The 14,132-nt window shown below is 64.9% G+C and carries 10 protein-coding genes; 2 read left to right on the plus strand and 8 right to left on the minus strand.

What is annotated here, in order from left to right:
• Positions 1-37: 37 nt before the first annotated feature.
• The 4 genes from R2834_07635 to pepT form a co-directional block, all read right to left on the minus strand.
• Entirely contained in the window at positions 38-2,437 is a 2,400-nt protein-coding gene (locus R2834_07635) for a serine hydrolase (GenBank protein ID MEZ4700182.1), read from the minus strand.
• Between the two features lie 22 nt (positions 2,438-2,459).
• Positions 2,460-2,726, minus strand: coding sequence for a hypothetical protein (locus tag R2834_07640; protein MEZ4700183.1), 267 nt, complete (start codon positions 2,724-2,726; stop codon positions 2,460-2,462).
• A 39-nt stretch (positions 2,727-2,765) separates the two neighbouring features.
• Positions 2,766-2,942 (minus strand): hypothetical protein, encoded by a 177-nt coding sequence (locus tag R2834_07645; protein MEZ4700184.1) that lies wholly within the window; start codon positions 2,940-2,942, stop codon positions 2,766-2,768.
• A gap of 492 nt (positions 2,943-3,434) precedes the next feature.
• Positions 3,435-4,703: a peptidase T gene (gene pepT / locus R2834_07650; GenBank protein MEZ4700185.1), complete on the minus strand. Its 1,269-nt coding sequence runs from the start codon at positions 4,701-4,703 to the stop codon at positions 3,435-3,437.
• A gap of 166 nt (positions 4,704-4,869) precedes the next feature.
• Here pepT and R2834_07655 point away from each other — a divergent pair, with 166 nt between their 5' ends.
• Both R2834_07655 and R2834_07660 read left to right on the plus strand, forming a co-directional pair.
• On the plus strand, positions 4,870-6,222 hold the full coding sequence (locus R2834_07655; GenBank protein ID MEZ4700186.1) for a hypothetical protein: 1,353 nt from the start codon (positions 4,870-4,872) through the stop codon (positions 6,220-6,222).
• Positions 6,223-6,332: 110 nt separating this feature from the next.
• The gene (locus R2834_07660; protein ID MEZ4700187.1) at positions 6,333-7,682 is read left to right on the plus strand and encodes a gluconate:H+ symporter; all 1,350 of its coding nucleotides are present in this window, start codon (positions 6,333-6,335) and stop codon (positions 7,680-7,682) included.
• 81 nt (positions 7,683-7,763) lie between these two features.
• On the opposite strand, the gene R2834_07665 is transcribed toward R2834_07660, so the two are convergent.
• The 4 genes from R2834_07665 to R2834_07680 all read right to left on the minus strand — a co-directional run bounded on the left by R2834_07665 (position 7,764) and on the right by R2834_07680 (position 13,857).
• Positions 7,764-8,354 carry a CBS domain-containing protein gene (locus R2834_07665; GenBank protein MEZ4700188.1) on the minus strand — a complete coding sequence of 197 codons (591 nt, stop codon included), beginning with the start codon at positions 8,352-8,354 and terminating at the stop codon, positions 7,764-7,766.
• 300 nt (positions 8,355-8,654) lie between these two features.
• Positions 8,655-9,800, minus strand: a complete 1,146-nt coding sequence (locus R2834_07670) for a hypothetical protein (protein ID MEZ4700189.1) — start codon at positions 9,798-9,800, stop codon at positions 8,655-8,657.
• Positions 9,801-9,955: 155 nt separating this feature from the next.
• Positions 9,956-11,638 carry a PQQ-dependent sugar dehydrogenase gene (locus R2834_07675; GenBank protein ID MEZ4700190.1) on the minus strand — a complete coding sequence of 561 codons (1,683 nt, stop codon included), beginning with the start codon at positions 11,636-11,638 and terminating at the stop codon, positions 9,956-9,958.
• A 44-nt stretch (positions 11,639-11,682) separates the two neighbouring features.
• Positions 11,683-13,857 (minus strand): DUF6351 family protein, encoded by a 2,175-nt coding sequence (locus R2834_07680; GenBank protein ID MEZ4700191.1) that lies wholly within the window; start codon positions 13,855-13,857, stop codon positions 11,683-11,685.
• Positions 13,858-14,132 lie beyond the last annotated feature (275 nt).

The following is a 14,132-nucleotide window of genomic DNA, read 5'->3' on the forward strand; positions in this document are numbered from 1 at the left end:
CGGGGCCTTTTTGTATCTGTCCCGCAGCCCATGCCGCTCACTGCTCCGCAGGGAGCGGGGCCTTGGGCGGTTGCGCATCGAACAGCGTCTGGCTCAAGGCCGAAAACGTATCGTTCAGGATAGGGTAGTCCTCGCAGGATGTGTGGGCGAAGAGCCACCATTTGTTGGGATCCACCGCAAACCCCTCTGCCTCCATCAGCTGACGCAGGTTGTCCCGATTCCAGCGCAGCTGGTTGTCGGTGATCGGGTAGCCGGCCGAGGCTTCGGGGACCAGGGCGTCGACCTCGGTGGGCATCGCGAGCGGTTCGCCGGTGTTCAGGTCGTACAGGTTGAGCGCAATCGCGCACGCCCGGTTTTGCGCGCCGCCCACCGCCGGGTGGGGGAAGAAGTACTTCAAGGAATCGGGCGCCGTCGCCCGCAGCGCGCGGGTCAGTTGCCAGGGCTGGTAGGCATCGTAAATGATGAGGCCGAAACCCTTGCGTCGAACCGTCTCCTGGACCCTGAACAGGGCATCCGATACCGGTTTTTGGAGGAATGCGCGGGGTTCTTCGTAAATAGGCCGCTGCACGACGTTCAGGCTGGTCGCGTACCGGATGTCGAGGTTCAGCAGGGGATCGACGAGGGCCACGTCGACCAACTCCGAAGGCCGGCTGGCGCCGGCCGCGACAGGCACCGGGGCGGCCGGGAGTTCCTGCAGGATCCGGTTGAAGGCATCGGCGCCGGGCAGCGGACGCATCGCGATCGGGTAGGGGGGATCCGCGGCCCGTTCAAACGTCATGTTCGCCATCGTAACCCGTGCGATGCGCCCCGTATCATCCTGCTCGAACCGGGCGCGCTCGCCGCCAAACATGCCTTCTGCCGGGAACGTGAAGGTGTTGCCTTCCTCGTAGGCGAGCGGGAAGAAGCGGATCCAGTCGAGCAGCGTATGCAGCATGCCATCCCGTTCGAGTACGAACAGGGCATGGGTGTCGTTTTGATAGACCCCGACAAAGGGGAGCAGGTCGGCGTTCTGGAGGAGGGGGGGCGTCGCATCGCGGCGCGCGTAGACGTCCGGACCGAAGTGGATCGAGCCGTTGGCCTGCTGGACGATCCAGGCGCCGGCGCTATGGCGGTCGTCGGTGACGAGGGTGTCGCTGTTGTTGAGCATACGGAGCCGCGTTCGCCGAATATCCTGGCAGAGGTAGAGATCGCCATCGAGGACGGACAGCGTCAATTCGCCGGCGGGTCCCTCGTAGCGGCCCATCATGCGGTTGCGCAGCGCGGTGGGAATAGGGTGCGTGGCAGGCGGCGCCGGCAGCGGGAGGCCGGCTTCATCCGCGTGCAGGAGATCGAAGGCATACGTGGCGATGCGCTCGAGGACGGCGTTTGCGTTCGCCATGTTGGTTACGATGGCGATGCCCATCTTGCTGTCCGGCAACGCGTCCAGGCGGGCGGTGTAGCCGTGGAAGCTGTCGTCGATGCGCATGCGGCGTTCGCGTCGGTAGGACGACACGACGAAGCCGAGCCCGTACGGCGTTTCCTGCCGCGCAGTGGCGGGTTGCAGCGTCCACATCTCCTCGATGGCCGCCGGCGAGATGATCCCACCGTTCGGACTCTCACCTTCCGCGAACAGGACATTCAGAAAACGTCCGAGGTCGTTGACGGTCGTGTAGAGGCCGAGCGCCGGCGACGCGCCGGGTTCGAACAGCGGAGCCGGGACGGCGCGCCCGTCGTAGGTCCATTGAAACCCCTGGGCCAGTTTGCTCCGCAGATCGAACCGGGGCGCAAAGCTGGTCCGTTTCAGATCCATGCGGTCCAGCACGGCGCGCAGATGCTGCTCGAAGGGTTTTTCCTGGACCTTCTCGAGCACGTAGCCGGCGGCCGCGAACGCGCCGTTGCTGTATTTGGTGAACGTTTCGGGTGGATAGACGACCACCGTTTCATTCAGGCCGGCAACTGTCGCGGCGAGCGTGGGCCCGGAGGCATCGAAATAGTGCCCGACATGCGACTCGCGCGGCAGACCGGACTGATGCGCGAGGATCTGGCGCAGCGTGATCGGATGTCCATAGGGGTTCAGCGGCCGGAACGCGGGCAGATACGTTTCGATGGGGGCGTCGAGCTTGAGGATGCCGCGTTCGGCCCGTTCGAGGATGGCGACGGTCGTGAAGGCCTGCGAGAGGGCGCCGACGCGATAGACGGTATAGGCGGTGGCCGGCGTGGCGGTGGCCGGGTTGGCCATGCCGTAGCCGCGCTCGAACACGGCGCGCTGGTGGTGCACGAGGCTGACGGAGAGGCCGGGCAGGTCTTTGTCGGCCAGCTCCCGCCGAATGAACGCATCCAGGCTATCCTCGAGCGCGGTGCGGTCTTCGTATACGGCGAGCTTGTCCGATAGCCAGGGGCCTGAACGTACGAGCAGGATGACGAGGCCGATTGAGCAAATAAGGAGTGCGGCGCGCATGGTTGACTACGTCTGGAGCCCCTCAGGGGGTATCCGTCGTGTCGGCGCCGGCCTGGACAGGGGCGCTGGTCGAATCGGCAGGCGCAAAAAGCGAGTTGCGTGTCTTGCGTTCGCGAAACGCCTCGACGCGTTGCTGCAATTCGGGATTCTCGGCGTCATGCAGGATGGCTTTCGCCGCGAAATAGGCCAGTACGATGGTGATGGCGAAGAAAGATGCCAGGAAGAGCCGCGTGGATTTGCGCGAGAGCGGAGAAAATCCACGGTTGGAAGGGCGATCTGCGAGAGCCATGGCGTTATGCGATATCTGGAGACGGCGTTGGGGCGATGCTTACCACCTGGCCAGCAGAAAGAGCAGCGCCAGCGCACCGAGATACATCAGCGCGGTCGTGAGGAATAACCCCAGGGCGGCAAACAGCGTGCGGAATTCGCGCATCCGCCGCCGGCGCCGGCGTTGACGCTGGCGTTTGCGGCCCTGGCTGCCAGTCGGGTATCCGTAGATGAGCATGGGGGATCGCTACGTTTGACCGTACAGGAGCACGAAGGTATTCTCGTGCACAATGAAATGCAAACGCGCGATGGTCGCCCAGGTTTTGCGGGGCTCGCCGGCGCGTTTAACTGAAGTACCGGATCACCAGAAAGAGCGCGCCGAGATAAAACAAAATGGCAAGCACAAACAGGGCGTTGCGGACTACCGTCCCCATGCGCCCCCGGCGATTATCCCTGGAAAAATTATAGAAGTGCATGGCGACGCACCACGCGTACGGGTTTGAGTGGGAGAAGAAAAAATAGACACTCAATGGAATCCGACAGATCGAGACCAAACACGCATTCATATCCTTGCATGCGCCGGGCCGTAACCGGATTCATCGACCGCGTCATGTCGGCAATCATTGCAATCGGGGGCTATAACGGCATGTTACCTTAAAGAGTTGCCTCACGCGTTGCATTCTACAATCCTTACGTCCTGTAGGCTGGCAGAAAAACGACGGCGAACGCTTCATCGCGCCGGCGCCTCGGCCCAGACTCCGAGCAGGACGCGCAGGTAGCGCAGCGACTCCACCAGGTTCTGGACGGTATTCCATTCGAAGCAACTGTGATAATCGTGTCCGCCGTTAAACAGGTTGGGCGTCGGAATGCCCAGTTCCGAGAGCCGCGCGCCGTCGGTGCCGCCGCGCACGACTTCCTCGCGGAGGGTGATGCCGGCCCGCTCCGCGGCGTCGAACGCGAGGCTCACGACGCGCGGGTCGCTCGCGTCGATATAGGCGCGCATGTTTTTGTACTGTTCTCGCGTTTCGAGCGCGATCGTCGCCGTTGGATACTGGATGCGATACCGCTCGACGAGCCGTTCGAGCAGCTGCAGGCGTCGCGCCATCCCCTCGTCCGAAAAATCCCGCAGGATCAGGTGCGCCGAGGCGGATTCGACGTCGCCGGCGTGGAGTCCGTGCAGGTGGATATAGCCCTCGCGCTCCGCGGTATGCTCCGGGGTTTCCGCCTGGGGCAGCGTGGCGACCATCTCGCACAGGATGCGGGCGGCGTTGACCATGATATCTTTGGCGTAGCCCGGGTGCACCCCTCTGCCGGTTACCCGGATGGTGGCTTCCGCGGCGTTGAAGGTCTCGGCGAACACGGTATGCATGTCGCTCCCGTCGATGGTATAGGCCACGGCGGCGCCGAAACGATCGAGGTCAAGCTTGTCGACGCCCCGGCCGATTTCCTCGTCGATGGTAAAACAGAGGCGGACTTCCGGGCGCGGCGTGGCAGTGTCGGCCACGAGGTCTTCCGCGAGTTGCATCAGGATAGCCACGCCGGCCTTGTCGTCGCTGCCGAGCAGCGTGGTGCCGTCGCTCGTAATGAGGTCGTGCCCGAGGTGGTTGAGCAGCGCCGGCTGGCGGGATGGGTCGAGCGTGACGGCGGGATTGCCGGGCAGCGTCAGCACGCGGCCGTCGTAGTTCCGGTGGATGATCGGCTTGACGCCGGCGCCCGAGGCATCGGGCGACGTGTCGACATGGGCGAGGAGGCCGAGCACCGGCGCCTCGGGGGCGTCGACGGCCGGCAGGGTGGCGTACACATAGCCGTATGCGTCCATCTCGACATCCCGTACGCCGAGGGCGCGCAGTTCGTCGGCCAGGAGACGGCTCAGGTCTTTTTGTTTTTCGGTGGACGGGATCGTGGTCGACGCCGGATCGGACTGGGTGTCGATCTGGACATAGCGCAGGAAACGCGCGGCGACGGGAGGAAGATCGGTCGGGATGACGGGCTCGGACACGGGAGATCGGGGGCTTGTTGCTGGACCTGGGACAGGCGAGGTTCTGGTATGACACTACCTCGTGTGGCGAAAACTCGTCCCGCGCCGGCCGGTGGACGGAACCGGAGCGGTTGAGGATATGACGCCGGGGTCGTAGGTTGGCGCGAACGTTTTAGCCAACCGATCCATGCGCATCACCCTGATCCGCCCGCTCCTGCTTGCGCTGCTCGTCGCGGCGACGCCGGCCGCGTTTCCGTCCCGCCCCGATCCGGTCGATATCGGCCGTCGTCTCGAACTGTTCGTCGACCGCTATCTGATCGACACGCTCGACGGCGCGTCGCTCATGCTGCATCCCCCGACGCCAGCGCCCCCTTCGCGCGCGCCGCTGTCGAACGGGCACTATGCGACGGTCATCAAGGATGGCGATATCTACCGGCTCTACAACCGGGGCGGCATCTCGGATTTCGATGGCGACGAGCGCGAGTATACCGCGTATTTCGTCAGCACGAACGGCATCGACTGGGTGGCGCCGCGCCTCGGTCTGTTCGAGCTGAACGGCTCGCGGGATAACAACGCGATCCTGGCCAACGCCCCGCCGTTCAGCCATAATTTCTCGCCGTTCCTGGATACCCGGCCGGGCGTGCCGCCGGCTGAACGCTACAAGGCGCTGGCCGGCACGCGCGAATCCGGCCTCCACGCGTTTTATTCGGCGGACGGCGTCCACTGGGTGCGCCAGGGAGACAGCCCCGTGTTTACGGACGGGATATTTGATTCGCAGAACGTGTCGTTCTGGTCGGACGTCGAACAGCGGTACGTCTGCTATTTCCGGAGCTGGACCGGCGAGGGCTACAGCGGCCTGCGCACGATCAGCCGGACCACGTCGACCGATTTCGTGCACTGGTCGGCGCCGGTCGCGCTGCGGCCGAATGCCGAAAACGAGCATCTCTATACGAGCGGAACGCATCCGTATTTCAGAGCGCCGCATCTCTATATCGCGCTGCCGACGCGATTCATGCCCGATCGGGGCAACGCCACGGACATCGTATTCATGACCTCGCGCGGCGGCGCCGCGTTCGACCGGACGTTCCTCGAAGCCTTCATTCGCCCCGGCCTCCAGCCGGAATACTGGCAGAATCGCGCCAATTATGCGGCGTTGAATGTGGTCCCGACCGGCGAGGCGGAGATGTCGATCTATGTTCGCGGCCGGCGCTACGTGCTGCGGACGGACGGGTTCGCGTCGGTGCACGCCGGGTTCGAGGGGGGCGAGATGGTGACCCGGCCCCTCACGTTCTCGGGCGGGCGGCTGGTGCTGAACGCGGCCACCAGCGCCAGCGGGTCGCTGCGGGTGGAGATCCAGGATGAGGCGGGCCGGCCCCTGCCGGGATACAGCCTGGCGGAAAGCGACCCGTTCGTGGGCGACGCGATCGCGCAGGACGTCGCCTGGGGAGGGCGAAGCGACGTGAGCGCGCTCGCCGGCCGGCCGGTTCGCCTTCGGTTCGTGATGCAGGATGCCGATCTGTACGCGCTGCGTTTCGAATAGCTTGATCCCCGTTGCGAGAGGCGTTATTCTGGCCGCGGGTGGAGTAGGAGTGGGCGCTGAGCCCGGGCGCACCACCTTGCGCCTTCACCATCATGATCGAGGTTGAGCTTATGTCGACGGCTTTTTTGATTTCGCTGGCGGTAGTCGGGATCGGCTTGTTGCTGTTTCTCGTGATCGTCGTCCGCCTGCAGGCGTTTATCGCGCTGCTGCTGGCAAGTCTGTTCGTGGCGATCGTGGGCGGCATCCCGATCAGCGAGATCGCGCGAACGATCCAGGACGGCATGGGCAGCACGCTCGGGTACATCGCCGTGGTGGTGGGTGTCGGGGCGATGTTCGGGGAGTTGCTCCAGGTGTCGGGGGGCGCCGAGCGCATCGCGCGGACGTTGCTGGACCGGTTCGGTGAGAAGAAGTCGCAGTGGGCGCTCGCGCTGACCGGGCTCATCGTATCGACGCCGGTGTTTTTCGACGTGGCGCTCATCCTGTTTATCCCACTCGTGTACAGCCTCGCGCGGCGGGCGAAGACGTCGCTGCTGTATTACGGGGTGCCGCTCATCGCCGGCATGGGCGTCGCGCACGCCTTCATCCCGCCCACGCCGGGGCCGGTGGCCGTCGCGGCGCTGCTGAACGCCGATCTGGGTTGGGTGATTCTGTTCGGTTTGATCGCCGGCGTGCCGGCCACGGCGGTCGGCGGGATCCTGTACGGCAAGTTCATCTCGGCCCGGATGGACATCGCGATCCCCGAATACATGGCCCGCGACATGCCATCGGGCGATATCGAATCGAAGGAGTTGCCCTCGTTCGCGACGGTGATGACGATCATCGGGCTCCCGATCGTGCTCATCCTGGCCAATACCGTGACGGGGGTCATGTTGCCGAAGGACAGCCTGGTGGCGCAGTGGGTTGGATTCATCGGTCACCCCTTCATCGCCCTCATCCTGGCGGCGTTGCTGGCGTTCTACACGCTCGGCACCCTCCGGGGGTATTCGCGCGACGACATCCAGCGGATTGCGACGCGGTCGATGGAGCCGGTGGGGCTCATCATCCTCGTCACGGGAGCCGGCGGCGTGTTCGGCAAGGTCCTGATCGCCACGGGTGTCGGGACCGCACTGGCGGATATGATGGCGGCATCCGGCCTCCCGATGGTGTTGCTGGCGTTCGTGATCGCACTCGTCGTCCGGCTGTCCCAGGGTTCCGCGACGGTGTCGATGGTGACGGCGGCCGGCCTCATCGCACCGGTGATCGAAACCGGGTCCTTCTCCGCGCCGCTCGTTGGCTGCATCACCATCGCCATCGCCGCCGGCGCCACGATGGTATCGCACGTCAACGACTCCGGCTTCTGGCTCGTCAGCCGCTACATGGGGATGACCGAAAAACAGACCATCCAGTCATGGACGGTGGTTTCGAGCATCGTCGGCCTGGTGGGACTGGTCGTGGTGCTGGTGGCGAGTGCGTTTTTGTAAGGGTTCGAGGTTCGACGTTCAACGTTCCATGATGCTCGTTTCTGGACGCCTTAAACGTTGAACCTGCCTGCTTGAAACTCTTCAGATCCACACATTCAGCTTGTGATGGTTGACCATGCACTGCAGCATGTCGGCGGCGGTGAGGAGGCCGATCATTTTCTGGCCGGAATCGACGATCGGGATGCAGTGGATGTCTTCCATGACCATGACGCGGGAGATTTCGCGCAGGGTCGTGTTGCCGGTGGCGGTGAGCACGTGGCCGGTCATGACTTCCGCGATGAGGACGTCTTCCGGCCGCCGGCCGCCGGCGAGGGTGCGCATCACGTCGTGCTGGGAGAGGATGCCTACGAGTTTGCCCGAGCGGTTCTTGACGGGAAGATGGTCGATGTGGTGGTCGGCGAACAGTTTTACCGCGACGTGGAGCGGCTGCTCCGGCTCGACGGTCTGCATTCGCGTCTGCATCACTTCCTTGGCAAACACCGCCTGTTCGAGCCGCTGATTCTGGCGTGTCAGGGCCTGGTTATAGGGATTCGCGCCACGGGCGCCGCGCCGATTGGTCCACGCGGCATTTTGCTCTCGATCAGATTTACCCCGATCGGATGGCGTTACCGGCCGGGTTTCTTCCGGCTTGTAGGTCGTCGGCAGGCTTTCGCCCACCCATTCGATAGGCATGACGACGCTCCGGTATGGTGAAAAGCCGGCCGGTTGAACAGAAGGCAAGAGGCCGGCGAGGCTGGTTGCTGAAAGGCACAGGTGCTTGAAAAGGCGTTAATGCCACGCCCGATCCGGCGACTGTGTTCCATCGCGGCCGCTAATTGCCTTCCCTGGCATCGATGAAAGCGGGCCTCGGCAGGGGGCGATCCCGCAAGCGGGGTCAGGGTGTTAGGCCGGGACCTTGTCCACCGCGCACAGGGCGACCGCGCGAGGCCTGCGCCTGACTATAGGATCGGCCGAAAGCGAAAATCGCTAAAATCACGCTCCCGCGGCCCCGAATGACGGGTCGTAGGGGATGGGACGATGCGATTCGATGAACTGCACGATCGCTTCGGGGTCGTCGTGGATGGAAAGCAACTCCCGGTACTGTTTCGTCGCCGCGAGGTGCTGGAGGAGGGGATAGACGGGGCTGGTCTGGGTCCAGAACGCCGTATCGTAGAACACCATGGGGCTGACCACCTTCCAGCTGCCGTAGTGGTTCTGGGCAGCGTCCATGAAGACCTCCTGGATGGTGCCGGCGCTGCCGGGGGCATAGATGACCCCGGATGTGGCGATGGCGAGCAGCACGTCTTCGCGGATGCTGTTCGCAAAATATTTGGCGATATGCGAAGCGAACTGGTTGGTGGGTTCATGGCCGTAGAACCAGGTCGGTATCGCGAGGCTCTCTCCGCCGTCGGCATAGAGGTCCCGCACGGCGAAGCCGAGATCGAGGTAGGCGTCCTCATGGTACGACGGCTCGCCGGCCAGCATGTCGATGGCTTCATCGAGGTCGCCCGGCTGATAGCGGGCCATGTAGGCGCCCAGGTTGCCGGCTTCCATGGCGCCGGGGCCCCCGCCCGTCGCGATGAAATACCCCCGGCCGGTGAGGCTGTACGCCATGCGGGCGACATCGCGATAGGCCGGCTCGCCGCGCTTCATGCGGTGGCCGCCCATGATGGCTACGATCTGGGGATGCGCATCGAGGAGTTCTTCCAGCGCGTCGTCGATGGCGTGGTCGTGCAGGCGCTGGGCGAGCGCTTCGAGGATCGGCGGCGGACTGTCGCTGAGGCGGTAGCGCGTAAAGTGCTGATAGATGGTCATGTCCAGCGCATCGCGCTGGAAGCTGCCGGGGTCGCCGCGCCGGTATCCCTGCATCAGCTCGTCGATGGTGTAGAGCGTCGAGCGGTAGGGGCGATAGGGCAGGCCGGGGAGGCGGGGAAAGATGAGCCCGCCGCTGCCGACGATGTGGCTCAGGACGCGGTCCTCGAACTGGCATCCAAGAAACGCCGCGCCGGCCGCCGAAACGCCGAGGAGGACCTCCGACTGGTCCTGCAGGTCCAGGCCCTGGCAGACGACGGCCTCGAGGTTTCCGTATTCCTGGATGTGGCCCAGGAGGGCAGCGACGGAGCCGAATTCAAAATGCATGGGTAGACAATCAGGTGACAGGCGTGCCCTGCATGCCGCGTGGCGACGCCGGCGGGGCAAGGATCCATGGACAAACCGGCACAGATCGGTGGGCATCTTCTGTAACCGCTTCCGCCTTGTATGGCATCGACGACGTTACGTTTCATCCCGGCACATTATCGATGCGCCACCGCCTGGATCACGGCGCGGCCGGCGGTTTCCATGCGTACGAAGTAGAGGCCGGCCGGCCGGTCGGACCAATCCATCCGGACCTCGTGCGGCCCAGCGGCCTGGCGCGCGTCGACGAGGACATCGAGCCGGCGGCCCAGCAGGTCGAACAGGGCGATGCGGACCGCGCCGTCGGCGGGCAGGGTGTAGGCGATCGTGCTGGAGCCGGAGGCCGGCGATGGGTAGACGCTCAGCGCATAGTCCGGCTGAGGGACTTCCGGTTCGATATCCACGGACATCACCGGGAGCTGGACTTCCCACAGCCCCCGCGAGGCGCCGTTCTCGATGACATAGAGCGTTGTTTCCAGCGGGTCGAATACCGCGTCGATCGGGTGGTCGAAGCCCGTCACCAGCTGGGTCGCGTGCATGACGTAGGCGTCGCCGATCTTCTCCAGGTCGATGTGCAGGAGGTCCTCGCCATCGTCTTCCATCGGCGCGAGGAGGTTGGTGGTCGGATCGTTCCAGCTCAATACGAAGGCGTCTTCTCTGAACTCCTCGGCGATGACCTGGCCAGCATCCACGATGATGCGGTCGGACCGGTTGAAGACCAGTCCCAACGGCGAACGGTGCGCGGTGAACGAGTGGATGGACTCGCCGGCCTCGCTGGCGTCGATGATTTCGCCGTTCAGGGGATCCATGTACCGGTCGGCGTCGGGGCCCCTGTTGGGGATGGGGTCGGTGAAGGTGACGCCGGCTGGCGGGGTGGGGAAGGACGGATCGTCGTAGAAGAAGCCGCGGAGATACGCGGTGGAGGTCGGGTTGATCAGCGGATCCTGATCGGGGTCGAAGCCGGGGAATTGCTGCGGCGTCTCGTTGTCGCCCATCCGCCACGGGAATCCATAGTGATGGCCTTCCCGGATCCAGTTGAGTTCTTCGGGGTCGTTGCGGTCGCCCGAGTTCTCCGTCCCGAACAGATCGCCGGTCGGCCCGAACGCCATCGAAAACGTGTTTCGGATCCCCCGCGCAAAGACGTAGGGTGCGAGCGCCGTGCTGTCGTTGGGCAGCAGCAGGTCGGTGCTGTCGGCCGGCAGGCGGAAGATGACGGTGGTCAGGGGGATATCGCGGAGGCCGGGGAAGTTGCCGGCGTTTTCGTGCACTTCGCCGTGGTCCGACCGCGCGCCGCTGTTCACAAATACATACGCGCCGTCCGGGCTCACCACGACGCCGTTGAACAGATGGTTAAATCCGTCGCCGGTGAGCGGATAGGGCTCGGTTCGCGCGAGGGTGCTCCACGTGCGCGCATGATTCTGTGGATTCGAGGGATCCACACGGACGCCGCGTTTGATCCAAGCGGTGGTGACGAGGTCGTCGGCTTCGTTGCCGACGAGGTAGATCGTGTCGTCCGGCCCGATGGCCATGCCCTGCGGGGCGTTCAGTCCATGCGAGTCGGTAGTGTAGAGCAGGTCCGATTCCCATCCTTGCTCGTTTTCGATCAGCCGGTAGATGTTGCCGTTGACCCGCATGTAGTAGAGCTCTTCCGAGCGGAGTGAGCGTTCGAGCTGCACGGCGTCGGGGAAGACGGTGCCGAGACGCGTGACGAGGATGTCGCTGCGCGTGGGGGTCTGGGCGACCGCGGGGAGGCCGGTGGTTCCAGCCAGCGCGACAAGGAAGAGGGCGATCCGATGCATCATGTTCTGCAGGTTTGGCGATGGCGCGGCCACGAAGTTTCATGGCCCTACGGCAATGGGGGGCGTCGGGCGTCGGGGCGGGTGTAATCACAAACGCCTTCCGGGAATATCGCCTCCATGCGGGTGCGTTGCTGTGGGGACATCTCCCATGCGCCATACAGACCTTGCCGCACGGCGTCGTCGATGGGCTGGAGCTGGCACTTGAACACATCCCCGGTGATCGGGCCGCCGGCCACGATGCGCGAGGTGCGGTACACCGGAAACCGCTCGGCGCAGGGGCCCTTCGGCCGGTCGTCCAGGATGCCGTTCCAGGCGTCGGGGCCGCTGTAGATCAGGGAGCCGTCCACGTCGTAGCAGCTGTCGACGGCGCGATCCGGCTTGTTGCCGGCGACGCCGCGTTCCGGGTGGTCGCGCAGGTTCGCCATCCATTCGTCGATGACCTGGAAGGCGAGCGGCGTCTGGTCGTAGCGCTCGCGGTCCGTCCCCGTGTCCGTGAACCAGACGACCTGATTCGCGGCGTCGCCGTCGTGGTTCAGCATGCGCTGGCGGATGGCGAAGGACTGGTGGCTGTTGTGCATGTCGAGCACCTCTTCCAGGTAATGACGCCAGTCGATCAGGGGGATGTCGATCTGGCCGGTAAAGACCATCCCGCTGGTATAGGCCGCCTCGATGGCGCCGGCATCGGCCGTGGTGCGCGGCGCCGGCGGGTCGCCGGCGTCGTTCGGGCTGAGCGTCATGTTGCGGGCGCTGTGGATGTCGAGGCCGCCTTCGGGCAAATAAGGCTGGCCTTCCTGCACCGATTCCTTCGCCGGCTTCCATCCTCCTATGCGCGCGTTCAGGTCGATGAATTCATCCGGCGAAATATGGCCGTCGAGCAGGGCCTGGAGACCGTACTGGACGCCGACATTGTCCCACGTCCGCCGCGCGTAGCCGTCGGCGTTGGTGCCGTAGATCTGCACGAGGTCGCCGAAGTGCGTCCACTCGGTGGATGCCTGGTCCTCGGCGGAGATGCCGGGCGCGGTGCCGTAATGCGGGTTGAAGGTCAGCGGCGTGAGCCCGCGCCATCCACGAATGCATTCGGTAAGGCCGGGGCGGTCGCCGTTGTAGCGGTTGGGTAGGAGGTCGGACGCGTTCATGCCTTCCAACCAGGGGCGGTTCGACCAGGTTGCCCACTTGGATGCCGGATCCTTCGCGACCTCCGCGTCCATGTAGCGTTCGAGCAGTTCGCAGTCGCCGACGTGGATCGTCTGCGTAATCATATCGGGATACGCGTACTGCGGCACGCCGGCGTCGATGAGCCCGGGATGATTTTGCCCGTAGACGTATTGCTGGATGCCGCCGCCCGACCCGCCGACGCCGACGGTGTAGAGTGGCGTGCCGTATGCCGCGACGAACCGGTTCTTGACCATGAGCGCGGTTTCGCCGCCCACCTGAAGGTCGTAATGAGTCGAGGTGCGGGTGCCGGTGGAGTAGAGGATCGCGTAGCCCGTTTCGAGCCCGTAGGGATAGAGCATGTCGCCCGGGCTCGGATTGCCCTGGTAGTGTCCGATGCCCACCCCGCCCTGGAAGGCGTAGATGACGCGGCGATTCCAGGCGCTGAGGTCGGGCGCGCCGGCCTCCTGGCTCGCCGGCGACAGCATCGCGATGCTATAGATGAACCGGTTGATGGTGCCGCGTTCCCAGCGAACGATGAAGTCGACCGTCTCACCGTCGAGCGTGGTGGTTTGCGCGAGGTCGGCCGGCCGCGGGCCGGCGGGGTCGTACGGTTTCCAGTCGTCGTCGAGGGTGGAGCGGTAGACAAAGTCGACGGCCGTAGGGATGGTGCAGTCGGCGTCGACCGGCGCGCCGAGTCGGGCGCGGGCGCGGTGCTCTTCGGAGGCGCACACGAAGGGCGTCTGGGCCGGCCCCGAGAACATGGGGCCCTCTATGGGATAGTTGGTGAGGGTGATCGACGCCTTCGCCGAGCCGGCCCTGGCCTCGACGGTATTCGCCCCGTCCCGCAGTGCCGTGAGGACGCCTTCCAGCACGCCGTCCCCGTTCGGAGCAAACCCTTCCACCGGCTCGCCGTTCAGCGTGAGGACCGCTTCGGTCGCCGCGCTGCCGGCGATCTGCAGGCGCGCCATGCCGCCGCTGACCCACTCCGCCGGCCCGGAGACGACGTCGATGCGGAGGGCGTCCGGCGGCGCGCCGCAGCCGGCGAGGAGGGCGAGAAGGAGCACCATGGCCGTAGGTCGGGTTAGCGCAGCGTAACCCGACATCTGTAAATAAACGTATCGCATCGGTTCGTGTTGATGATGGTCGGTTAACGGTCTGGCGATGTTGGTGACGGATGTTTTTTGCATCGAATCGTCGGGTTACGGCCGGATGGGCCTTGAGGGCGTATGGGACCGTGCCGGCCGGCCCAACCCGACCTACGGTTTTGCTGGTGACGGATGTCGGTTGCATCGAATCGTCGGGTTACGGCCGGATGGGCCCGGAGGGCGTTTGGGAACGTAGC

It is taken from the genome of Rhodothermales bacterium (assembly GCA_041391505.1).
Lineage (GTDB): Bacteria > Bacteroidota > Rhodothermia > Rhodothermales > JAHQVL01 > JAWKNW01.

Excerpts from the sequence above, each read along its gene's own strand:
- R2834_07645 (MEZ4700184.1), bottom strand. The coding sequence starts at position 2,942 with ATGCTCATCTACGGATACCCGACTGGCAGCCAGGGCCGCAAACGCCAG.
- R2834_07655 (MEZ4700186.1), top strand. The coding sequence starts at position 4,870 with ATGCGCATCACCCTGATCCGCCCGCTCCTGCTTGCGCTGCTCGTCGCG.
- R2834_07660 (MEZ4700187.1), top strand. The coding sequence starts at position 6,333 with ATGTCGACGGCTTTTTTGATTTCGCTGGCGGTAGTCGGGATCGGCTTG.
- R2834_07640 (MEZ4700183.1), bottom strand. The coding sequence starts at position 2,726 with ATGGCTCTCGCAGATCGCCCTTCCAACCGTGGATTTTCTCCGCTCTCG.
- R2834_07680 (MEZ4700191.1), bottom strand. The coding sequence starts at position 13,857 with ATGGTGCTCCTTCTCGCCCTCCTCGCCGGCTGCGGCGCGCCGCCGGAC.
- R2834_07675 (MEZ4700190.1), bottom strand. The coding sequence starts at position 11,638 with ATGATGCATCGGATCGCCCTCTTCCTTGTCGCGCTGGCTGGAACCACC.
- R2834_07635 (MEZ4700182.1), bottom strand. The coding sequence starts at position 2,437 with ATGCGCGCCGCACTCCTTATTTGCTCAATCGGCCTCGTCATCCTGCTC.
- R2834_07665 (MEZ4700188.1), bottom strand. The coding sequence starts at position 8,354 with ATGCCTATCGAATGGGTGGGCGAAAGCCTGCCGACGACCTACAAGCCG.
- R2834_07670 (MEZ4700189.1), bottom strand. The coding sequence starts at position 9,800 with ATGCATTTTGAATTCGGCTCCGTCGCTGCCCTCCTGGGCCACATCCAG.